General features: G+C 70.1%; 17 protein-coding genes. 5 read left to right on the top strand and 12 right to left on the bottom strand.

The genetic code is table 11. The features are described from left to right. Positions 1–213 precede the first annotated feature (213 nt). From secG to BFF78_RS31505, 10 genes are all read right to left on the bottom strand, one after another. Positions 214–450 (bottom strand): preprotein translocase subunit SecG, encoded by a 237-nt coding sequence (gene secG, locus BFF78_RS31550; protein WP_079161561.1) that lies wholly within the window; start codon positions 448–450, stop codon positions 214–216. Positions 451–558: 108 nt separating this feature from the next. Continuing rightward, complete coding sequence (tpiA, locus tag BFF78_RS31545; protein ID WP_069781523.1) at positions 559–1,335, bottom strand: triose-phosphate isomerase; 777 nt, start codon at positions 1,333–1,335, stop codon at positions 559–561. Between the two features lie 3 nt (positions 1,336–1,338). After that, the gene (locus BFF78_RS31540) at positions 1,339–2,550 is read right to left on the bottom strand and encodes a phosphoglycerate kinase (protein WP_069781522.1); all 1,212 of its coding nucleotides are present in this window, start codon (positions 2,548–2,550) and stop codon (positions 1,339–1,341) included. Positions 2,551–2,694: 144 nt separating this feature from the next. Then, positions 2,695–3,702 (bottom strand): type I glyceraldehyde-3-phosphate dehydrogenase, encoded by a 1,008-nt coding sequence (gene gap / locus BFF78_RS31535; protein ID WP_069781521.1) that lies wholly within the window; start codon positions 3,700–3,702, stop codon positions 2,695–2,697. Positions 3,703–4,045: 343 nt separating this feature from the next. Continuing rightward, the gene (locus BFF78_RS31530) at positions 4,046–7,000 is read right to left on the bottom strand and encodes a M14 family metallopeptidase (protein WP_079161560.1); all 2,955 of its coding nucleotides are present in this window, start codon (positions 6,998–7,000) and stop codon (positions 4,046–4,048) included. 172 nt (positions 7,001–7,172) lie between these two features. Beyond that, complete coding sequence (gene whiA / locus BFF78_RS31525; RefSeq protein ID WP_069781519.1) at positions 7,173–8,162, bottom strand: DNA-binding protein WhiA; 990 nt, start codon at positions 8,160–8,162, stop codon at positions 7,173–7,175. Beyond that, complete coding sequence (locus tag BFF78_RS31520; RefSeq protein ID WP_069781518.1) at positions 8,153–9,247, bottom strand: gluconeogenesis factor YvcK family protein; 1,095 nt, start codon at positions 9,245–9,247, stop codon at positions 8,153–8,155. Before BFF78_RS31520 ends, whiA begins: the two co-directional genes overlap by 10 nt. Continuing rightward, on the bottom strand, positions 9,244–10,263 hold the full coding sequence (rapZ, locus tag BFF78_RS31515; RefSeq protein WP_069781517.1) for an RNase adapter RapZ: 1,020 nt from the start codon (positions 10,261–10,263) through the stop codon (positions 9,244–9,246). Before rapZ ends, BFF78_RS31520 begins: the two co-directional genes overlap by 4 nt. After that, positions 10,260–12,377: an excinuclease ABC subunit UvrC gene (uvrC, locus tag BFF78_RS31510; protein WP_069781516.1), complete on the bottom strand. Its 2,118-nt coding sequence runs from the start codon at positions 12,375–12,377 to the stop codon at positions 10,260–10,262. Before uvrC ends, rapZ begins: the two co-directional genes overlap by 4 nt. 68 nt (positions 12,378–12,445) lie before the next feature. Beyond that, positions 12,446–12,820 (bottom strand): hypothetical protein, encoded by a 375-nt coding sequence (locus BFF78_RS31505; RefSeq protein WP_069781515.1) that lies wholly within the window; start codon positions 12,818–12,820, stop codon positions 12,446–12,448. A gap of 311 nt (positions 12,821–13,131) precedes the next feature. On the opposite strand from BFF78_RS31505, the gene BFF78_RS31500 reads away from it, so the two are divergent. Then, on the top strand, positions 13,132–14,079 hold the full coding sequence (locus tag BFF78_RS31500; protein ID WP_069781514.1) for a hypothetical protein: 948 nt from the start codon (positions 13,132–13,134) through the stop codon (positions 14,077–14,079). Between the two features lie 588 nt (positions 14,080–14,667). Here BFF78_RS31500 and BFF78_RS31495 read toward each other — a convergent pair. Continuing rightward, positions 14,668–15,096: a Rieske (2Fe-2S) protein gene (locus BFF78_RS31495; RefSeq protein ID WP_069783935.1), complete on the bottom strand. Its 429-nt coding sequence runs from the start codon at positions 15,094–15,096 to the stop codon at positions 14,668–14,670. A 250-nt stretch (positions 15,097–15,346) separates the two neighbouring features. On the opposite strand from BFF78_RS31495, the gene BFF78_RS31490 reads away from it, so the two are divergent. Beyond that, positions 15,347–16,474 (top strand): LacI family DNA-binding transcriptional regulator, encoded by a 1,128-nt coding sequence (locus tag BFF78_RS31490; RefSeq protein WP_069781513.1) that lies wholly within the window; start codon positions 15,347–15,349, stop codon positions 16,472–16,474. Then, a complete protein-coding gene (locus BFF78_RS31485; RefSeq protein ID WP_069781512.1) occupies positions 16,471–17,382 on the top strand; it encodes a carbohydrate kinase family protein in 912 nt (303 codons plus the stop codon). Before BFF78_RS31490 ends, BFF78_RS31485 begins: the two co-directional genes overlap by 4 nt. A 157-nt stretch (positions 17,383–17,539) precedes the next feature. Here the strand turns inward: BFF78_RS31485 and uvrA are convergent, their stop codons facing one another. Further along, positions 17,540–20,581 carry an excinuclease ABC subunit UvrA gene (gene uvrA / locus BFF78_RS31480; RefSeq protein ID WP_069783934.1) on the bottom strand — a complete coding sequence of 1,014 codons (3,042 nt, stop codon included), beginning with the start codon at positions 20,579–20,581 and terminating at the stop codon, positions 17,540–17,542. A 224-nt stretch (positions 20,582–20,805) separates the two neighbouring features. Here uvrA and BFF78_RS31475 point away from each other — a divergent pair, with 224 nt between their 5' ends. After that, positions 20,806–21,492 (top strand): maleylpyruvate isomerase family mycothiol-dependent enzyme, encoded by a 687-nt coding sequence (locus tag BFF78_RS31475; RefSeq protein ID WP_069781511.1) that lies wholly within the window; start codon positions 20,806–20,808, stop codon positions 21,490–21,492. Between the two features lie 45 nt (positions 21,493–21,537). Beyond that, positions 21,538–22,194, top strand: a complete 657-nt coding sequence (locus BFF78_RS31470) for an MBL fold metallo-hydrolase (RefSeq protein ID WP_069781510.1) — start codon at positions 21,538–21,540, stop codon at positions 22,192–22,194. Positions 22,195–22,472 lie beyond the last annotated feature (278 nt).

Here is a 22,472-nt window from a genome sequence, read left to right as displayed (position 1 = left end):
TCGTAACTCCCTGCGTAATGGTGCCGCAAAGCGAGTCGGCGTTTCGCTTCGCTGCGAGCGCCTCAGTCTACGTAAGGCCCAACGCGCGTCCAGTGATTGGAGTTACAGCTCCCACACTTAGACGCAAGCCCCATGATAGGCCGCGCTCACGAGCGCGTACCGAACATGGGGCCTTACGTACCGAATATGCGTGATGTGTCCGCTGCTCGGGTGTCAGCTCTTCGTCTTCATCAGCATGCCGAGGACGATGATGCACGCGAACCACAGCAGGCCGACCACGATGGTGATCCGGTCCAGGTTGCGCTCGGCGACCGAGGAGCCGCCGACGGAGGACTGCATGCCGCCACCGAACATGTCGGAGAGGCCGCCGCCCTTCCCCTTGTGCATCAGCACCAGCAGCATCAGCAGCAGGCTGAAGACGATCAGGGCGATCGAGAACCCCAAAACCACGGCTGGACCAACTTCCTCGGATTCGGATGGACGACGGGGGCACAGCACCTCGGCCGTGCCCCCGCAAGAGTACGACGTATCGTCGCTACCGCCTACTCACAGCGTGCGTCACTGATCGCGGAAACGCACGATCTTGACGAACTCGTCGGCGTCCAGCGAGGCGCCGCCGACCAGGGCGCCGTCGATGTCGGCCTGGGCCATGATCTCGGCCACGTTGCCCGACTTCACGGAGCCGCCGTACTGGATGCGGACCTTGTCGGCCACGTCCTGCGAGTACAGCTCGGCGATCTTGGCGCGGATGGCCGCGCAGACCTCCTGGGCGTCCTGGGAGCCGCAGACCTTGCCGGTGCCGATGGCCCACACGGGCTCGTAGGCGATCACGATCGTCTCGGCCTGCTCGGCCGGGAGGTCCTTCAGACCGCCCTCGAGCTGGGCGAGGGTGTGGGTGACGTGCTCGCCCGCCTCGCGGACGTCCAGCTCCTCGCCGATGCACAGGATCGGGGTCAGGCCGTGCTTGTAGGCGGCCTTGACCTTGGCGTTGACCAGCTCGTCGGTCTCGTTGTGGTACTGGCGGCGCTCGGAGTGGCCGATGGCCACGTACGTGCACTTCAGCTTGGCCAGCATCGGGCCGGAGATCTCGCCGGTGTAGGCGCCGGAGTCGTGCGCCGAGAGGTCCTGGGCGCCGTACTTGATCTTGAGCTTGTCGCCGTCGACCAGGGTCTGCACGGAGCGCAGGTCGGTGAAGGGCGGCAGGACGGCGACCTCGACGGCCTCGTAGTCCTTGTCGGCCAGGGCGAAGGCGAGCTTCTGGACGTGCGCGATGGCCTCGAGGTGGTTGAGGTTCATCTTCCAGTTGCCCGCCATCAGCGGCATGCGCGTGCTCAAATGTCAGTCCTCCAGTGCGGCAAGGCCGGGGAGCGTCTTGCCCTCGAGGTATTCGAGGGAGGCGCCGCCACCGGTCGAGATGTGGCCGAATGCATTCTCGTCGAAGCCGAGCGTGCGCACGGCCGCGGCGGAGTCACCGCCGCCGACGACGGTGAAGCCGTTCGAGTCGACGAGGGCCTGGGCGACCGCGGCGGTGCCCTGGGCGTAGTCGGGGTGCTCGAAGACGCCCATGGGACCGTTCCAGAAGACGGTCGCGGCGTCGGCGAGCTTCGAGGCGTACAGCTCTCGGGTCTTCGGGCCGATGTCCAGGCCCTCCTGGTCGGCGGGGATCTTGTCCGCGTCGACCACGGTGTAGTCGGCCGGCGCCTTGGTCTTCAGGTCCGGGAACTCCCGGGAGACCAGGACGTCGACGGGGAGCACCAGTTCCACGCCCTGCTTCTCGGCGCGCTCCATGTACTCCGTGACGGTCGGGACCTGGTCCTCCTGCAGCAGGGAGATGCCGACCTCGTAGCCCTTGGCCTTGAGGAAGGTGTAGGCCATGCCGCCGCCGATGAGCAGCCGGTCGGCCTTCTTCAGCAGCTCGTCGATGACGGCGAGCTTGTCGGAGACCTTGGCGCCGCCGAGCGCGACGACATAGGGGCGCTTGACGTCCTCGGTGAGCTTCTTCAGGACGCCGACCTCGGTGGCGATGAGGTAGCCGGCGTAGTGGGGCAGCTTCTTCGGCAGGTCGAAGACGGACGCGTGCATGCGGTGCACGGCGCCGAAGCCGTCACCGACGTAGACGTCGGCGAGGGCGGCGAGCTGCTCGGCGAACGCGCCGCGCTCGGCGTCGTCCTTGGCGGTCTCGCCGGCGTTGAAGCGCAGGTTCTCCAGGACGGCGACCTGACCGTCGGCAAGGCCCGCGACCGTGTCCTGGGCGGACCGGCCGACGGTGTCGGCCGCGAAGGCCACGGCGGAGCCGAGGAGTTCACCCAGGCGGGAGGCGGCCGGCGCGAGGGAGAAGGCGGGGTCCGGGGCACCCTTGGGGCGGCCCAGGTGCGAGGCGACGACCACCTTGGCGCCCGCGTCCACCAGGGCCTTGATGGTGGGCAGGACGGCGCGGATGCGGCCGTCGTCGGTGATCGTCCCGTCGGCGAGCGGCACGTTGAGGTCGGCGCGGACAAAGACCCGCTTGCCGCTCACGCCGTCGGCGAGAAGTTCGTCGATCGTCTTCATTGAGTGGACTCCTGAGGAGGGCTCTTGATGCCCCTGATCGTATGAGGGCGTGATCCGTACGCGAGACAGGGCCCGGACAGCGCGCCGGTGCGCTGTCCGAGCCCTGCTCTCACTTCGAGGTCCTGCTGGTGCGATCTTCGGCGATCAGAGCTGGTTGCCGACGAAGACCGTGAGGTCCACGAGGCGGTTGGAGTAGCCCCACTCGTTGTCGTACCAACCGATGACCTTCACGTTCTTGCCCTCCTGGACCATGGTCAGGGAGGAGTCGAAGGTGCAGGACGCCGGGGCGTTGACGATGTCGGAGGACACGATCGGGTCCTCGGTGTAGTCGAGGAGGCCCTTGAGCTCGCCCTCGGCGGCCTTCTGGAAGGCGGCGTTGACCTCTTCCTTGGTGACCTCGCGGCCGAGCTCGACGACCAGGTCGGTGACCGAGCCGGTCGGGACCGGGACGCGCATGGCGATGCCGTCCAGCTTGCCCTTGAGCTGCGGAAGGACCAGGGCGGTGGCCTTGGCGGCACCGGTGGTGGTCGGGATGATGTTCTCGGCGGCGGCACGGGCGCGGCGCAGGTCCTTGTGCGGGAAGTCCAGGATGCGCTGGTCGTTCGTGTACGCGTGCACCGTGGTCATCAGACCCTTGACGATCCCGAAGTTCTCGTCGAGGACCTTCGCCATCGGCGCCACACAGTTGGTGGTGCAGGAGGCGTTGGAGATGACGTGGTGGTTCGCCGGGTCGTACTTGTCCTGGTTGACGCCCATCACGATGGTGATGTCCTCGTCCTTGGCCGGGGCCGAGATGAGGACCTTCTTCGCGCCGCCGGCGATGTGCTTGGCGGCGTCTTCCTTCTTGGTGAAGATGCCGGTCGACTCGATGACGATGTCGACGCCCAGCTCGCCCCAGGGGATGTCGGCCGGGTTGCGCTCGGAGAGCACCTTGATGGTGTGGCCGTCCACGGTGATGGTGTCGGCGGTGTGGGAGACCTCCTGCTTGAGGCGACCCAGGATCGTGTCGTACTTGAGCAGGTGAGCGGTGGTCGCGGTGTCACCCAGGTCGTTGACAGCCACGACCTCGATGTCCGCCCCCTGCTCCAGCAGCGCGCGGAAGTAGTTACGCCCGATGCGGCCGAAGCCGTTGATGCCTACGCGGATCGTCACGAACCGATCTCCTCGTTGGTACGCCGGCCATGCGGTGCCGGCGAGCTCTGTTTGGGATGTCCCCGACCACCCCCGACCCTACCTCTCTGCGGGCCCCGGGGTGACATCGAGATGACCCATACACGGGCAGGCGGTCCGTACCCACCAGTAGGGGTACGGACCGTGCCGGATCGACAGTGGATTCACTCGTATTTAGTACGGAATGCCGGGCGGTTTTCGCGCTCTCTTCACTCGTTCGTGAGCGGGTCGGCTCACTTGATCGGGACCCTTTTCACGCACCGTTGAGAGGGCTCCCGCTCACCTGTTGGAACAAGGTGAGCGGGATCTGTCAACGTGGCGCCCCTCACCCGCCGAGCGCCGCGAACGCCTTCTTCACCAGGGCTGCCCGATCGGCCGCCGACGACACCTGCTCCAGGCCGAACCCGAGCAGCACGGTGTCGTCCGTGGTGACCGCGCCATAGGTCTGGAACAGCGTCCCGGAGCGCGCCCAGTCCTTCAGGACGGGCGGGCTGCCCGCGGGCGGTCCGGGCACGTGCCAGGCGCCGAGGGACGTCTCGAATCCCTCGGTCTGCTTCGCGGTGCCGCCGACGACGAGCGAGGCGTCGTCGGCGAGGACGCCGTGTCCGCCGGTGCCGGGGTCGGTGATGTAGCTGATCGAGACCTCGACGGACTTCCCGGCGTAGGCGCTCAGATCGAAGCCGACCTGCTGCCAGCCGCCGGAGCTGCCGGTGAGGCTGTTCCAGGAGCCGGTGGTGCCCTTCGCCGTGCAGGCGTTGTCCGCGAGCGTCAGATAGTGCTTCAGCCACGGGTGTTCGGCGATCAGGAAGCCCTGCCCGCAGTCCGCCGGCACCGTCGTCTTCGTGACGCCCCCGGCCTCCGGCAGGGTCGTCCAGTCGTCGGCGCCCACGGTGTGCGCCTCGAGGACCGCGTGGTCGTACCCCGGCTCGGTGTCCCACAGCAGCCGCATGTTCAGGGCCGGCTTGTCGGTGGCGCTGACACCGGTGAGGTCGATGGTGCGGGTGAGACGCTTGTAGGCGTCGTCCGTGTGCACGGCGGCGGCCATGTACGACCCGGAGTACGGCCCGTACGGGTTGACGGTCCCCGCGAACCGGCCCGCGCCCGCGCTCTTGAACTGCGGGTACGTGGCCACCGGCAGCTCCTCGGAGGTGACGCCGTAGGTACCGGCCTTGTCCAGCGGGTTGCCGGGCGCGTCGCCGAGGGCGCCGGTGAAGCCGCCCAGGGGGCCGGAGCCGGTGAAGCCGGTGGCTCCCTTGGTCGACGTACGGCTGTAGGCGCCCAGGTAGTACTGGCTGAAGTCGTCCGAGAGGCTGCCGCCGCCGAGGTCGACGCTGCCGCCGGCCAGTTCACCGGCCTCGATCAGCCGGCCGCCCTCGTTGAGGTAGGCGCGCAGCTGGAGCTGGGTGGCGTTGGCGGGGCCGTTCGCGCCCGAGTAGTGCACGACCGTCCGGAAGTGCTTCAGCACGCCGAGCGCGTCCGGGGCGCCCTGCGTGGCCACGTCCCACACGATCGCCCTGTGCCCGGCCGCCTGGACCGCGTCCACGTACTTCTGGGCCTGCGTGGCCGCCGTGCCCTCCTCGGCGACGACGAGCGTGTCGGCCTGCGGCCGCTCGGCGACGGTGTAGGTGAAGTGCGAGCTGGAGACCTTCCTGCCGCCCTTCGTCTCGCCGGTGAACCACACCTCGACCTTGTCGCCCGGCCCGCCGCCTCGCACCTTGGCCCGGTACTCGTCGAAGTACAGGTCGTCCTTGCCGCCGTAGACCCGGCCGCCCTTCCAGTGCCGGAGCGTTCGGCCGAGGACGCGGCCGCCGTTGACGCGGTACTTCAGCTCCTTGTCGCCGAGCGCCTTGCGGACGACGACGGAGACCTCCTGGTCCGCGCCCCGGGAGTACGACGTGGAGAACGCGGCCGGGGTGAAGTCGGCGGCGCTCAGCCCGACCGAGGAGACCGGCCTGTCCGGGTGTACGGCGGTCTCGGCAACGGAGAGCGCGAACGGGATGTTCTTGGTGAACTCCTGCTGGATCAGCTTCTCGTCGTCGGGGAAGTTGAAGACCGACTGGCAGTCCTCGGGCTTCCAGGCGTCGCTCGGGTCGACGTTCGACGCGGTCTGGCAGGTCGACATCTCGGGGGTGAACATCGCGACGCCGTCGACGTTCGACGCGTGCCCGTCCGCCTCGCCGTTGGTGGTGTACAGCTCCGAGGAGAGCTGCGAATGGTAGCCGGGGATGGCCGGGTTGCCGGGGGTGCCGGCGAGCGCCTTGTAGACGACGTCGTCCGGGGTGGGAGTGGCGACCTGCCAGCCGACGCCGTAGAGGAGGAGTTCGGCGGCGGAGTGGTAGTTGACGGCGTACCGGAAGCCGACGCGCTTTTCGAAACCGTCCAGCGCCTTGGTCTCGGGCTCGGACTCGGGACTCGCGCCGCGGTAGGTCTCGCTGGTGGGGTTGGGGGACGAACCCTCGTCGTCGTAGCCCCACTTGTAGGGGAAGTTGCGGTTGAGGTCGACGCCGTCGCCCGTGCCGATCACGCCGTCGCCGTTGACGTCGCGCAGGTTCTTGCGCCACAGGCGGGTCGTGGAGTTCTTGAACGTGTAGTCGTAGCCGTCGGGGTTCGCCGAGATGACGAACCACAGCTCGGTCGTATCGACGATCCTTCGGATGCGCTGATCGGTCTTGTAGTGGTCCAGGTAGTAGTGCATCAGACGCCGGGTCATCTCCGGTGTGATCCACTCGCGCGCGTGCTGGTTGGACAGATACAGCACCGACGGCTTGGAGCCGTCCTTGGTCTTCCTGGCGTCCCGGGTCAGCTTGAGTGCGAGGATGTCCTGCCCGTTGACCGTCTTGCCGATGGACTCGACCTTGGTCAGGCCGGGGTTGGCCTGGGCGGTCCTGAGGATCTCCTCCTTGAGCCCGCCGCTGCCGCCGTAGGGGCGGAAGACGCCCTGGGACGCCTTCTGGACGAGCGCCTGGGCCTTGGCCGAGACCCTGTGCTCGATGAGGTCGACGCCCTGTTTGCGGAGCTTCGCGGCCTGCTCGTCGGTGAGGTAGACCTCGACCTCGGACTTGCCGCCCCTCATGCCCTGCTCGGCGAGTTCGTCACCGTCCTGGCCGGCCCGGAGAAGCAGTGGGATCTGCGCCTTGGTGACCTCGGCACGGAAGACCTTGACCTCGCCCGGATCGGGCTTCGCCGGACTTCCGCTCTGCGCCCGGGCCATGGGTGCGAGGCTCGCTCCGCCGATCAGGAGCGCGCCGACAGCGAGGATCGATCTCGCTCTATGTCTCATGAACCCCCCTAGCGGTGGTCCGCCACAGTGGCGAACAGGCTGCCAGGTTCATGTCAGTGCATGATCGAGTCAAGGGCGCTTCACAGCCAGTGAGTGAGGTTCGTCAGGTAGGAGGAGGGTCGGTGCCGAAGCCCCAACCGGGCCCCGGCACCGGCCCGTTGACGCGGGCCGGTCAGCCGGCCAGGTTGTCCGCCAGCTCCTCGGTGAGGTTGGCCTCCGTACCCGGGATGCCCAGGTCGGCGGCGCGCTTGTCGGCCATCGCCAGCAGTCGGCGGATACGGCCCGCGACCGCGTCCTTCGTCAGCGGCGGGTCGGCGAGCGCGCCCAGCTCCTCCAGGGAGGCCTGCTTGTGCTCCATGCGGAGCCGGCCGGCGGCGGCGAGGTGCTCGGGGACCTCCTCGCCCAGGATCTCCAGCGCCCGCTGCACCCGCGCACCGGCTGCCACGGCGGCCCGGGCCGAGCGGCGCAGGTTGGCGTCGTCGAAGTTGGCGAGCCGGTTGGCCGTGGCCCGCACCTCGCGGCGCATCCGGCGCTCCTCCCAGGCCAGCACCGACTCGTGCGCGCCGAGCCGGGTCAGCAGCGCGCCGATCGCGTCGCCGTCGCGGACCACGACCCGGTCCACGCCCCGCACCTCACGGGCCTTCGCGGCGATCGACAGCCGGCGGGCGGCGCCGACCAGCGCGAGCGCGGCCTCCGGACCCGGGCAGGTCACCTCCAGGGAGGAGGAACGACCGGGCTCGGTCAGCGAACCGTGCGCCAGGAAGGCGCCGCGCCAGGCCGCCTCCGCGTCACAGGTGGCCCCGGAGACCACCTGCGGGGGGAGGCCCCGGATCGGGCGGCCCCGGCCGTCGACGAGCCCCGTCTGGCGGGCCAGCTGGTCACCGCCCGCGACGACCCGGACGACGTACCGCGAGCCGCGCCGCAGCCCGCCGGGCGCCATCACGATCAGCTCGGAGCTGTGGCCGAAGATCTCCAGGATGTCCCGTTTGAGACGGCGGGCCGCCATCGCGGTGTCCAGCTCCGCCTCGATCACGATGTGCCCACTCACCAGGTGAAGGCCGCCGGCGAACCGCAGAATGGCGGAGACCTCCGCCTTCCTGCAGCAGGTCCGGGTGACGGGTAGCCGGGAGATCTCGTCCTTCACCGCTGCCGTCATCGCCATGGGCCGATCCTTCCATGCATCCGAAAAATACGGTCGTACGCGGCGGCCAACAGCTCCGGATCATGCCGGGGTGATCCATCGGTCCGGGCCACCGGCGCCAGCTCGACCGCGGCTCCCAGCCGTTTGGCGGCCTCGGTGAGCAAGTCGCGGTCGGGCACGGCGGCCTCGTCGGCCAGCACCACGTCCAGGGCGAGTTTAGGGGCGTGTCGCCCCAAAACCTCCAAATGACGCTGCGGGGAGAAGCCCTCTGTTTCTCCCGGCTGCGGGGCGAGGTTGAGTGACAGCACCTTGCGCGCCTTGGTATCCGTGAGGGCGTCCAGCAGTTCGGGGACGAGCAGGTGCGGGATCACCGAGGAGAACCAGGAGCCGGGGCCGAGCACCACCCAGTCCGCGTCCAGGACCGCCGCCACGGCCTCGGGCACGGCCGGCGGGTCGTGCGGCACCAGGTGCACCGACTGGACCTCGCCCGGCGTCAGGGCGACGTTCGCCTGTCCGCGCACCGTGTCCACGTCGTCCGGGTGCTCCGGGTCGTGCCCCTTGACCAGGGCCTGCAGCTCCAGCGGTACGGCGGACATGGGCAGCACGCGCCCGTGCGCGCCGAGCAGCTTGCCGACCAGGTCCAGCGCCTGCACATGGTCGCCGAGCTGCTCCCACAGGGCGACGATCAGCAGATTGCCGACCGCGTGCTCGTGCAGCTCGCCCTTGGACTGGAAGCGGTGCTGGATGACCCGGGCCCAGGTCTGGCCCCACTCGTCGTCGCCGCACAGCGCGGCCAGCGCCTTGCGCAGGTCGCCGGGCGGCAGCACACCCAGCTCGTCGCGCAGCCGGCCGCTGGAGCCGCCGTCGTCGGCCACGGTGACGACGGCGGTGAGGTCACCGGTGATCCGGCGCAGCGCGGCGAGCGAGGCGGACAGGCCCATGCCGCCGCCGAGCGCCACCACCTTGGGCTGCGCGCCCCGGCGGCGGGGCCGGCCGCCACGGATCTCGGCGGGGCGGACCGGCCGGGACTCGGCGGCCGTACGGCCCGAGCGCCCCTCCGGCACCATCCGGCGCAACCGGCTGAGCCGCGTGGTACGTTCCGTCATTCCCGTCCCATGTCCCGGTGTACGACCACCGTCTCCACACCCTCGGCCGCCAGGCGCGCGGCGAGCTTCTCCGACATCGCGACCGAGCGGTGCTTGCCGCCCGTACAGCCGATGGCGATGGTCACATACCGCTTGCCCTCGCGCCGGTAGCCGGCCGCGATCAGCCGCAGCAGTTCGGCGTACCTGTCGAGGAACTCCTTCGCGCCGGGCTGGTTGAAGACATAGGCGGCGACCTCCTCGTTGATGCCGGTGTACGGGCGCAGCTCCGGGACCCAGTGCGGGTTGGGCAGGAACCGCATGTCCGCGACCAGGTCGGCGTCGACCGGGAGGCCGTACTTGAAGCCGAAGGACATCACGGTGGCCCGCAGCTCCGGCTCCTCCTCGCCGGCGAACTGGGCGTCCATCTTGGCGCGCAGCTCGTGCACGTTCAGGCTGGAGGTGTCGATCACCAGGTCGGCGTCGCCGCGCAGCTCACGCAGCAGCTCGCGCTCGGCGGCGATGCCGTCGACGATGCGGCCGTCGCCCTGGAGGGGGTGCGGCCGGCGCACCGACTCGAAGCGGCGTACCAGGGCGTCGTCGGAGGACTCCAGGAAGACGATCCGGCGCGTGACGCCCCGGCTGTCGAGGTCGGCGAGGGATTCCCGCAGGTTGTCGAAGAAGCGCCGGCCGCGTACGTCCACGACGACCGCGATCCGCGCCACGTTGCCCTGCGAGCGGGCGCCCAGCTCCACCATGGTGGGGATGAGGGCGGGCGGGAGGTTGTCCACGACGAACCAGCCGAGGTCCTCCAGACACTTCGCCGCCGTCGACCGTCCCGCTCCGGACATACCGGAGATGATCACCAACTCGGGGATGGCCGCTTCCGGGCCTGCGGCCGGCGTACCGTCCGTGCTCACCTGTGCTCCGTTTTCCTCGACCGCGGGCTGCTCACCGGCCGCGGACTGTGGCTGATCCTCCCCCGCTTCCGTGCGGGCCGGATCTCGCTCTGCTGTGGGCTGTGCGTCGTGCTCGGTCATCTCTCCTGCCCCCGTCGTTCGTCCGGGAGGCCCGCGGTCACGGGCTCCCCCGAGGAATCCGCCGTCGTATCGGGTTCCTCGTCATCAATGATCTCTCCAGTCGCCGTGTTCACGGCGGGTGCGGCCGGGGCCACCTGGGCGAGGGCCGCGGCGATCGTCTCGGCCGTCTTCCGGCCTATCCCGGGCACCTCCTGGATCTGTTCGATTGTGGCGGACCGCAACTTCTTCACCGAGCCGAAATGCTTGATGAGCGCGTGTTTACGGGTCTCGCCGAGGCCGGGGACGTCGTCCAGGGGGCCGGCCCTAAAGCGTTTGGCGCGCTTGGTGCGCTGGTAGGTGATCGCGAACCGGTGGGCCTCGTCCCGTACGCGCTGGAGCAGGTAGAGGCCCTCGCTGGTGCGGGGCAGGACGACCGGGTCGTCCTCGCCGGGCAGCCAGACCTCCTCCAGACGCTTGGCCAGGCCGCAGACGGCGATGTCGTCGATGCCCAGCTCGTCCAGGGCACGCCGGGCCGCGGCGACCTGCGGCTGCCCGCCGTCGACGACGACCAGCTGGGGCGGGTACGCGAACTTCTTGGGGCGGCCGTCGTCGTCCTTGAGGGCGTTGGTGATCGTCTCCGTGCCGGTGAGCGGCCCATCGCCGTCGGTGAGCGCGCCGTCGCCGTCGATGAGCGCCTCCTCGGTGCCGGAGCCCTCGGCCCACTCCCCCGTCTTCTCCTTCTCGGCGAGGTAGCGCCTGAAGCGGCGGGAGATCACCTCGTGCATCGAGCGTACGTCGTCCTGACCCGCGAAGCCCTTGATCTGGAAGCGGCGGTACTCGCTCTTGCGCTGCAGGCCGTCCTCGAAGACGACCATGGAGGCGACGACGTCGTCCCCCTGGAGATGCGAGATGTCGTAGCACTCGATGCGCAGCGGGGCGCTGTCCAGGTCGAGGGCCTCGGCGATCTCCTCCAGGGCACGCGAGCGGGTGGTCAGGTCGGAGGCGCGCTTGGTCTTGTGCAACGCGAGGGCCTGCTGGGCATTGCGCTGCACGGTCTCCATGAGCGCCTTCTTGTCGCCGCGCTGCGGGATGCGCAGCGAGACATTCGCCCCGCGGCGGACGGTCAGCCACTCCTGGACCGGCTCGACGGGCTCGGGCAGCGCCGGGACGAGGACCTCCTTGGGGACGGCGTCCCCGGTCTCCTCGCCGTAGAGCTGTTGCAGGGCGTGCTCGACGAGGGCGCCGGTGGTGATCTCCTCGACTTTGTCGGTCACCCAGCCGCGCTGGCCACGCACCCGGCCGCCGCGCACATGGAAGATCTGCACGGCCGCCTCCAGCTCGTCCTCGGCGACGGCGATCAGGTCGGCGTCCGTCGCGTCGGCGAGCACGACGGCATTCTTCTCCATGGCCTTCTTCAGGGCCTCGATGTCGTCGCGCAGCCGGGCGGCCCGCTCGTACTCCATCTCCTCGGCCGCCACCATCATCTGCTTCTCCAGACGGCGGAGGTAGGTGCCGGTACGGCCGGCCATGAAGTCGCAGAACTCCTCGGCCAGGTCACGGTGGTCTTCGGGGCTGATACGGCCGACGCAGGGGGCGGAGCACTTGCCGATGTAGCCGAGCAGGCAGGGGCGGTCGGTGCGGGCGGCGTTCTTGAACACACCGGCCGAGCAGGTGCGCACCGGGAACACGCGCAGCAGCAGGTCGACGGTGTCCCGGATGGCCCACGCGTGCGCGTACGGCCCGAAGTACCGGACGCCCTTCTTCTTGTGACCGCGCATCACCTGCACGCGCGGGAACTCCTCGTTCATCGTCACCGCGAGGTACGGGTAGCTCTTGTCGTCGCGGTACTTGACGTTGAACCGGGGGTCGTACTCCTTGATCCAGGAGTACTCCAGCTGGAGGGCCTCGACCTCCGTGGACACCACGGTCCACTCCACGGACGCGGCGGTGGTCACCATCGTCCGGGTGCGCGGGTGCAGGTTCGCCAGGTCCTGGAAGTAGTTCGCCAGGCGCTGACGCAGGCTTTTCGCCTTTCCGACGTAGATCACCCGGCGGTGCTCGTCACGGAACCTGTACACCCCGGGGGAGTCCGGGATCTCACCCGGCCTGGGGCGGTAGCTGGAGGGATCGGCCATGTCTCACACCCTACTGGCGAGCACCGACACCGCGGCGGCCCTGTGGACAACGCCCGCGCCCGTGCCGCTCACCCGTCTGAGCACCAGCCGGCACCCGCGCGCGGCAGGCCCGTACCGATCACCCGCCGGACGATCCGGAACGCCTCGCCGAGCGGCACGGTGTCCGCCGCGGGATAGGTGTCGCACTGCCCGTTCGCGAGCCGGAAACCCCCGCTCACCCCTCGGGACCCCGCGGAGACGGCGTGCGCGCCCGGATCATCCGCCGCGTCGAGGAGCATCACCAGCGCGCGTTCGGTGTTGCTCACCACGGACAGCAGCCGCCCGGCGGAACTGGTCAGCCAGGTTTCGAGGCGGCCCTCGGCGATCCGCCGCCGCAGCACGGCGACCGCCTTTTCGGCCGTCACGGCCGTACGCTCCCCCTCGAACGTCCAGGTCTCCGACACGCGCCGATCTTCCCATCGGCCGGCGCGGCTCTTCCCAGCGGCCGGCGCGGCCGGGCGTGACGCTCGTGTCCGGCGGCTCCGGCGGCTCCGGCACATAGTCGCGGCCCGGCCGACCTCGGTCGTGGCGGGTTCGAGGTGTTGTCGGGGTCTGGTCAACACGCTTCAATGCGGGGGAACTGGGGCCGTGCACGCACGCATACGGGCGCGGCGTGTGCAGCTACGGGCGTCCACAGCGCCCACGGGGTGGCCCCGCACACCAGCGCAGACGGTCTGACCAGCCGTAGCGACACCTCACAGAAAGGCGCCCCGGCATGCCGCATGCCACAGAGCACGCGCACCTTCCCACCGCGGAACTGGACACGGCCCTGCGGGGCGGCCCCTTCCATGTGGCGCTGCGCGCCGCGATCGCCGCACGCGGGCTGCCGCTCCAGCGTGTCCAGCACCATTTGTCCCGGCACGGGGTCAAGGTCGGTGTCACCAGCCTGAGTTACTGGCAACAGGGCGCCCGCCGCCCGCAGCGCCCGGAGTCGCTGCGGGCCGTACGAGCACTGGAGGAGATCCTCCAGCTGCCGGACGAGTCACTGATCCGGCTGCTCGCCGAGGCCGACCAGCGGACGGCGGCCGGCCGCCCGGCGGCACGCTCCTACCGCTCCCTGATCCAGGCCTCGGACGTCCTGGACCGGCTCCGGGCCGACCTGGGCTGGTCCCTCGACGGCGGCTTGCACACGCTGGGCCACCACGAGTGCGTCCGCATCGGCGCCCGGCGCGAGCTTGCGAGCCGTGAGGCCCACCACATCGTGCGGGCCCACCGCGACGGGGTCGACCGCTTCGTCGCCGTGCACCACGGCGACCCCGGCTGCCGTCCGCACGACATCAGAGTGCGCGCACTGGAGAACTGCCGCACGGGACGCGTCCGCTGGGACGAGGACACCGGTGTTCTGGCGGCGGAGCTGCTCTTCGGCACCCGGCTGCGCGCCGGCGACACCTTCCTGTTCCGGTACGGCATCGAGGACGGCACCGCCGGACCCTCCCGGGAATACCTCCACCGCTTCGCCCTCCCCGGCGGCCAGTACGCGCTCCAGGTCCGCTTCGACGCGGCCGCGCTGCCGGCCCGCTGCCACCGCTTCACCCAGCACTCGACAGCGGCCCCGCGCAGCGGCCGCCACGAACTGCCGATCACCGGTCCACACCATTACGTCCATGTGGTCGAGCCTCGGATACGTCCGGGCATCGTCGGCATCGCGTGGGACTGGGAGTAAAGCCGTCTCGGGGGGGCGTGGGGCTGTTGAGGCGGGCGTGGGGCTGTTGAGGCGGCCTGGCGTTGTGGATTGCCTGGCGTTGTGGATTCGATGACGGGGTGGGCTTCTGGGTGGGAGGAACGGTGGCGGGGCACCGCGTTGGGGGTGGCGTCTTGAGCAGGCGGTGGGGCCCGTCATGTGCGGGCTGTGGAAGGGGCGGCTTGCGTCGGCCGTGGAGAGTGCGGCTTGCGCGGGCCGTGGAGGGCGTGGCTTGCGTGAGCCGTGGTGGGTGCGGCTGCATAAGCCGTGACGCGTTGCGATTGCGCGGGACAGCGGCGGGACAGCGGTCGGCGGCGGCGACAGGAGGCAGCGGCGGGGCACCTGCCGGTTTACGGCAGCGCCGCGGCGCGACAGCTCCGGGTGACGGCACGCGGCAGTGGGCCGACGGCAACTCGCGCCGGCTGCCGGACGCAGGCGCGGTGTACGGCAGCGTGGGGCAGGCAGCGCGGTGCCGACGCGAGGCAACGCGGTGCGGCGGCGACCCAGCGGAAACGCTGGGCGTCTGTGCCCAGTACGGCCCGCGATCGGAATGTGGGCGCGGCTGCCCCGTCAGGCGCCCGGGCCTGCGATGATCCTGCCGTTCGTGGTCTTCACCGGCAGCTCGGCCAGGGGCTCAGTGGCCGGTGACTGGACCACCTTGCCCGTCACCGCGTCGAACTGGCTGCCGTGGCAGGGGCAGATCAAGGTGGTCCCCTGCAGCTTGTTGATGGGGCACCCCGCGTGCGTGCAGATCGTGCTGTACGCCTTCAGCGCGCCGCTTCCGTCGCGGCTGACGACGACGTTGTGATCCCGGTACAGCTTGGCGCCGCCCTTCGAGACCTCGCTGTCGGCACCGAGGTCGACCTGCGCGGTCGGGGTCGAGGCGGCCGAACCACCCTGGCCCGGCACCGAGCACGCCGCCAGGCCGAGCCCGGCGACCGGGGCCACGGCGGCACCTCGAAGGACGGTACGGCGGCTCGCGGAGGGTCGGTCGGGCATCTGGAACTCCACTGCTCAGGGGGTGTGCAGGGCGACCATACCCGGGCAGAAGGGCCGGTCCTGGGGCGGGGGCGGTGATTGCGGGGATCGGGCGCTGGGGAGCGGCGACGGGGCGCGAGGGGACCCGGGAGGGCTGTGGAGGGTCGGGTCGCCCGCGTAAACGCTTACGTAAGCGTTTACGCGAGGGCGGTCGATGGGATACCGTCCCGGCCGGAAGGCCTGCACTCAATCGGTTCAGGGAGGTGAGGCGATGCCGACCATGGCGGACGTCGCGCGGAGCGCCGGAGTCTCCGTGGCGACCGTTTCCCATGTCCTGAACGGCACGCGTCCGGTGCTGCCTCACACCCGCCAGGCCGTGCTGGATGCCATCGACGCCCTCGGCTACACGCCCAACACCCTGGCCCGCTCCCTGGTGACTTCCCGCACCCGCTCCATCGGGCTCGCGGTGTCGGCGATCAGCAATCCGTACTTCACGGAGATCCTTCAGGGCGTCGAGGCCGCCGCTCTGGAAGCGGGCTACAGCCTGCTCATCGCGGACCCGCACGACGATCCCGGGCATGAACGCAAGGTCGTCCAGCTCCTCCATGAACGCCGGGTGGACGGCATGATCGTCGCCCCCTCCGCGAACCCGCGTGAACTGGTCGGCTACCTCCGGCGTCACGCCGTACCGACCGTGTTCCTGGACCGGTTGATCGACCGGGACGGGACGGACGGTGCCGCGGCAGGCGATGGAGCCGGTACGGCCGACGGCGAGGGCGCGCCCTGGTACGACCAGGTCTGCGCCGAGAGCGCCGAGCCGACCGCCCGTCTGGTCACCCATCTCGCCGGGCTGGGCCATAGCCGGATCGGCCTGGTCGCGGGCCTGCCCGGGCTCAGCACCACCAGTGAGCGTGTCTCCGGTTACCGAAATGGCCTCGCTGCCGCCGGCCTGGCCCACGACGAACGGCTCCTCGTGTCCGGCAACTCCGAGGCCGATGGTGCCGAGGAGGCCACGGCCGCCCTGCTCGCCCTCCCCGATCCGCCCACGGCACTCGTCACCGCCAACAACGCGATGACCATCGGCGCCCTGCGCGCCCTGCGCCGGCACGGCCTGTCCGTTCCGGACGACATCGCCTTGTGCTGCTTCGACGACTTCGCCTGGACCGACCTGTTCTCGCCCCGTCTCACCGCCATCGCCCAGCCCAGCAGGGAGGTGGGCGCGCAGGCCGTCCGGGTGCTCCTGGAGCGTCTGGGCGAGCGGCGTCGGCCGACCCGGACGGTGCGGCTGCCCTGCACGTTCATGCATCGCACGTCCTGCGGATGCCCGGAGGAGCCGGACGGGTCCGAGGAGCCGGCGCACACCGCGTCATCCCAGTCGGAGAAGGGAACCGCCCCATGATCGTCGTTGCCGGTGAGGCACTGATCGACCTGGTGCCGCAGGGCGCCGGGGCCCTAGCGGATCTGAAGCCGGCGCTCGGCGGCGGCCCGTACAACACCGCCGTGGCCCTCGGCCGGCTCGGCTCCCGCACCGCCTTCTGCTCCCGGACGTCGCACGACGCCTTCGGCGAGGCCCTGCTCGACGGGCTGCGGCGGGCAGGCGTGGAGGTGTCGGCCGTGCAGCGCGGGCCGGAGCCGACGACCCTGGCGGTGGCCACGATCGACACCGCCGGCTCGGCCGCCTACTCCTTCTATGTCGAGGGCACCGCCGACCGTCTGTTCACCGCTCCCACCACGCTGCCCGCCGGTACGCGCGCGGTGTCGTTCGGCACCTGCTCGCTCGTCCTGGAACCGGGGGCGAGCGCCTATGAGGAACTGATGCGCGCGGCGGCCGGACAGGGGGTGTTCACCGCGCTCGACCCCAACATCCGGGCGGGACTGATCCCGGATGCGGACGCCTACGAGGCGCGTTTCAAGAGCTGGCTGCCCTCGGTGACGCTGCTGAAGCTCTCCGCGGAGGATGCCGAGTGGCTGGGCGGCACTCCGCGCGAATGGCTGGCCGCGGGACCGGCGGCCGTCGTGGTGACGCGGGGCGGGGACGGTCTGACCGCGTTCACCCGAGATGGCGCGGAGTACTCCGTGCCGGGTGAGAAAGTCGCCGTGGTGGACACCATCGGCGCCGGTGACACGGTGAACGCGGCTTTGCTGCACGGGCTTTCCGCTCTGGACGCGCTGTCGGAGGAAGCGCTCGCCGCCCTGGGGGCGGAGGGCTGGACGCGGCTGCTGCGCTTCGCGGCACGCGCGGCGGCGATCACCTGCTCGCGGGCGGGGGCCGAGCCGCCGTACGCCGCGGAAGTCGGCGAACTCTGAGCGGCCCCGTCCTGTCTGCTTCTCTCTGCTGTTGCCAAGGTGCGACCGGACCCATGGAGCAGGGATCTGTCGGACCTCGGATCCGGGGTGGCTGATAGTGGAACGAGCGGCGCCCCGCGGGAAGTTCCCGCGGGGCGCCGCTTTTTCTGGTGGTGTGTCAGGCCTTGCGTGCCCGCGTGGTCTTCTTCGCGGGCGTCGCCTTCTTGGTGGCCGCGGCGGCCTTCTTCGTCGCCGTGTTGTTGGCCTTCACCGTCACGGTCTTCCTCGCCGCCGTCTTCGCCGCGGCCGTCTTCGCCGCAGCCGTCTTCTTGGCCGTGGAGGCACGCGGCGCAGGCACCGGTTGGGCGTCGCTGATGCGGTCGGCGCCGAGGATCTCGCGCAGGAACTTGCCGGTGTGGCTGGCCGGAACCCCGGCCACCTCCTCGGGCGTGCCCTCGGCGACCACGAGACCACCACCGGCGCCGCCCTCCGGACCCATGTCCACGATCCAGTCGGCGGTCTTGATCACGTCGAGGTTGTGCTCGATGACGATGACCGTGTTGCCCTTGTCGACCAGACCGCCGAGGACCGTCAGCAGCTTGCTGATGTCCTCGAAGTGCAGACCGGTGGTCGGCTCGTCCAGGACGTAGACCGTGCGCCCGGTGGACCGCTTCTGCAGTTCGCTGGCCAGCTTCACGCGCTGGGCCTCACCGCCGGAGAGGGTGGTGGCGGACTGGCCGAGGCGGACGTAGCCGAGGCCGACGTCCTTCAGCGTCCTCAGGTGCCGGGAGATGGCTGGGACGGCCTCGAAGAAGTCGGTGGCCTCCTCGATCGGCATGTTCAGCACATCGGCGATGGACTTGCCCTTGTAGTGGACCTCCAGGGTCTCCCGGTTGTACCGGGCGCCGTGGCAGACCTCGCACGGGACGTAGACGTCCGGGAGGAAGTTCATCTCGATCTTGATCGTGCCGTCGCCCGCGCAGTTCTCGCAGCGGCCGCCCTTGACGTTGAAGGAGAAGCGGCCGGGCAGGTAACCGCGGACCTTCGCCTCGGTCGTCTCGGCGAACAGCTTGCGGATGTGGTCGAAGACGCCGGTGTACGTCGCCGGGTTGGACCGCGGGGTGCGGCCGATCGGCGACTGGTCGACGTGCACGACCTTGTCGACCAGGTCGTCGCCGTCCACGCGCGTGTGCCGTCCGGGAACGTTTCTCGCGCCGTTCAGCTCGCGGGCCAGGTGCGTGTAGAGGATGTCGTTGACCAGCGTCGACTTGCCGGACCCGGAAACACCCGTGACGGCCGTGAACACGCCCAGCGGGAAGGACACGTCGATGTCCTGCAGGTTGTTCTCACGGGCGCCGTGCACGGTGAGCTTGCGGGACGGGTCGCGGGGCCGGCGGATGTCCGGCAGCGGGATCGCCTTGCGGCCCGAGAGGTACGCGCCGGTCTGCGACTCGGTGTTGGCGAGCAGTTCCTTCAGGGAGCCGCTGTGCACGACCTTGCCGCCGTGTTCGCCGGCGCCGGGACCGATGTCCACGACCCAGTCGGCGACCTTGATGGTGTCCTCGTCGTGCTCCACGACGATGAGCGTGTTGCCCATGTCGCGCAGCCGGACCAGGGTCTCGATCAGCCGGTGGTTGTCCCGCTGGTGCAGGCCGATGGACGGCTCGTCCAGGACGTACAGGACGCCGACGAGGCCGGAGCCGATCTGGGTGGCCAGGCGGATGCGCTGGGCCTCGCCGCCGGAGAGCGTGCCGGCCGCGCGGTTCAGCGAGAGGTAGTCCAGGCCGACGTCGACCAGGAAGCGCAGCCGTTCGTTGACCTCCTTCAGTACCCGCTCGGCGATCTTCTTGTCACGGGCGCTCAGCTTCAGCTGCCCCAGGAACTCCGCGCAGTCGCTGATCGACATCGCGGCGACCTCGGCGATGGACTTCTCCATGATCGTGACCGCGAGGACGATCGGCTTCAGGCGGGTGCCCTCACAGGAGGGGCAGGGCACCTCGCGCATGTAGCCCTCGAAGCGCTCGCGGCTGGCGTCGCTCTCGGCCTCGCTGTGCCGGCGCTTCACGAACGGCACCGCGCCCTCGAAGGGCGTGGTGTACACGCGCTCGCGGCCGTACCGGTTGCGGTACCGGACCTCGATCTGGGTCTTGTGGCCGTGGAGCAGGGCCTTCTTCGCGCGCTGCGGCAGGCCCGCGAACGGGATGTCCGTGCGGAAGCCGAGCGCGTCCGCGAGGGCGCCGATCAGGCGGCCGAAGTAGTCCTTGGTATGTCCGTGCGACCAGGGGTGGATCGCGCCCTCGTCCAGGGACTTGTCCTCGTCCGGGACGATCAGCTCGGGGTCGACCTCCATGCGCGTGCCGATGCCGGTGCAGTCGGGGCAGGCGCCGAAGGGCGAGTTGAAGGAGAAGGAGCGGGGCTCCAGCTCCTCGAAGGACAGGTCGTCGTACGGGCAGTACAGGTGCTCGGAGTACATGCGCTCGCGCTCGGGGTCGTCCTCGGGGAGGTCGACGAAGTCGAGCACGACCATGCCGCCGGACAGGCCGAGGGCGGTCTCCACGGAGTCGGTGAGGCGGCGCTTGGCGGACTCCTTCACCGTGAGGCGGTCCACGACCACCTCGATGGTGTGCTTCTCCTGCTTCTTCAGCGCCGGCGGGTCGGACAGCTGGATGGTCTGCCCGTCCACACGCGCGCGGGAGTAACCCTTGGTCTGCAGGTCGGCGAACAGGTCGACGAACTCGCCCTTGCGCTCACGCACGAGCGGCGACAGCACCTGGAAGCGGCTCCCCTCCGGCAGCTCCAGGACCTTGTCGACGATGGCCTGCGGCGACTGGCGGGAGATCGGGCGGCCGCACTCGGGGCAGTGCGGCTTGCCGATGCGTGCGAAGAGCAGACGCAGGTAGTCGTAGACCTCGGTGATGGTGCCGACCGTCGAGCGCGGGTTGCGCGAGGTCGACTTCTGGTCGATGGAGACCGCCGGGGACAGGCCCTCGATGAAGTCGACGTCCGGTTTGTCCATCTGGCCGAGGAACTGCCGGGCGTACGAGGAGAGCGACTCCACGTAACGGCGCTGGCCCTCCGCGAAGATCGTGTCGAAGGCCAGGGAGGACTTGCCCGACCCGGACAGGCCCGTGAAGACGATGAGCGAGTCACGAGGCAGGTCGAGCGAGACATTCTTCAGGTTGTGCTCGCGCGCGCCACGGACGATGAGACGGTCGGCCACGCCGGTCCGCACCTTTCTTGAGAGAAGTGACAGGGGCGGGGCCCCCGTCCTTCTTCAGACTAGGGGGAGCCACTGACAACGCCGGTCGGATTGCCCGGTTGCATAACAACCTCCGGCCATCCAGCATGCCCGACGCCGCCCCCGACGATATAGCACGTGCTTTCGATTTGCGGACGAGCTTCACCACCTTCACCCGAAGGTGTGGCGGGACTAATGTCAGGCCCATGATTGATCACGCTCATGACCTGGCATGTGTACGTGACGCGACCGAGCGGCTCCTCACCGCTGTCGCCGAACTGGACAACGCGGCGCTTGCCGAGCCGTCACGGCTTCCGGGCTGGACCCGCGGGCACGTCCTCGCCCACCTCGCCCGCAACGCGGACGCGCTCGTGAACGTTCTCGAGGGCCGGCCCATGTACGAAAGCGGGGAGGCGCGGGACGCCGACATCGAGCGGGACGCCCCGCGTCCCCTCGACGCCCAGCTCGACGACCTGCGCAAGAGCGCGGCCCGCTTCCAGGCGGCGGGGGATGCCCCGGCGGACTGGACGCGCACGGTGGAGCTGCGCAACGGGGTCACCGATGTCGCGTCCCGGGTGCCGTTCCGGCGGTGGGCCGAGGTCGATCTGCACCATGTGGATCTCGGGATCGGATACGAGCTGGAGGATCTTCCGGCCGAGTTCGTGGACCGGGAGATCGACTTCCTGGCGCAGCGCTTCGCGGGGCACAAGGAGGTGCCCCCGACCGGTCTGACCGCCGGCGACGGCCGGATCTGGACCACGGGCGGCGGCGCGGAGGGCGGGCCGGTCGCGGTCGAGGGCACGGCCGCCGATCTGCTGGGCTGGCTCGCCGGGCGGCGCGACGGCTCCGGACTGACGGTGAACGGTCCGCTGCCGAAGCTGCCTCCGTTGTAGGCCGCCGCCGGTCCGCCGGCCCCTTCCCGCTATAGGCTGATCACCATGACGTACTCCGGAGAGGTCAGGGTCGGCGGACCGGCGGATGTGCACGAGCTGAAAGACCTGATGATCACGAAGATCGCGGTCGGCCCGATGGACAACAACGCCTACCTGCTGCGCTGCCGGGCCACCGACGAGCAGCTTCTGATCGACGCCGCCAACGAGGCGGCGACGCTCCTCGGCATGATCGGTGACGACGGCATCGCGTCCGTCGTCACCACGCATCGGCACGGCGACCACTGGCAGGCGCTCGCCGAGGTCGTCGCGGCCACGGGCGCGCGTACGTATGCCGGCCGCGAGGACGCACCCGGCATCCCGGTGCCCACCGATGTCCTCGTGGACGACGGGGACGTCATCAGGGTGGGCCGGGTGGAACTCACCGCGCGCCACCTCGTAGGGCATACCCCGGGGTCGATCGCGCTGGTCTACGACGACCCGCACGGCCACCCGCACGTCTTCACCGGCGACTGTCTCTTCCCGGGCGGCGTGGGCAACACGCGCAAGGATCCGAAGGCGTTCGCCAGCCTGATCCACGACGTGGAGACGAAGATCTTCGAGGTACTGCCCGATGAGACCTGGGTGTATCCCGGGCATGGCAACGACACGACCCTGGGGTCGGAGCGGCCGCACCTGCCGGAGTGGCACGCGCGCGGGTGGTGAGCGCCGGGCGCATGTCCCTCCTGAGCGCCGGGCGTGTGCCTCACTTGAACGCCGGGCGCGCGTCCCGCCGCGCGCCCCGTGTGAACGTTTCACACGTGCTGGGGGCGCGTGCGCGCTCCCCGCGCGCCGTTTCACGCGGTCAACTGGTGGCAGCCCCGCAGAGGATGACGGCTCCTGTGCGGTAGGGCCGCCGGTCTTCAACCCCGCCCTCGGCCGGCGGCCCAGGCCAAAGGTCCACACTTCGGGCGGCGTTCACAGAACCGCAACACCCGTTCCCA

Source organism: Streptomyces fodineus (assembly GCF_001735805.1).
In the GTDB taxonomy this organism is placed as follows: domain Bacteria; phylum Actinomycetota; class Actinomycetes; order Streptomycetales; family Streptomycetaceae; genus Streptomyces; species Streptomyces fodineus.
Note: the sequence above shows the minus strand (reverse complement) of the source record. Positions and strands in the feature narration are given on the sequence as shown.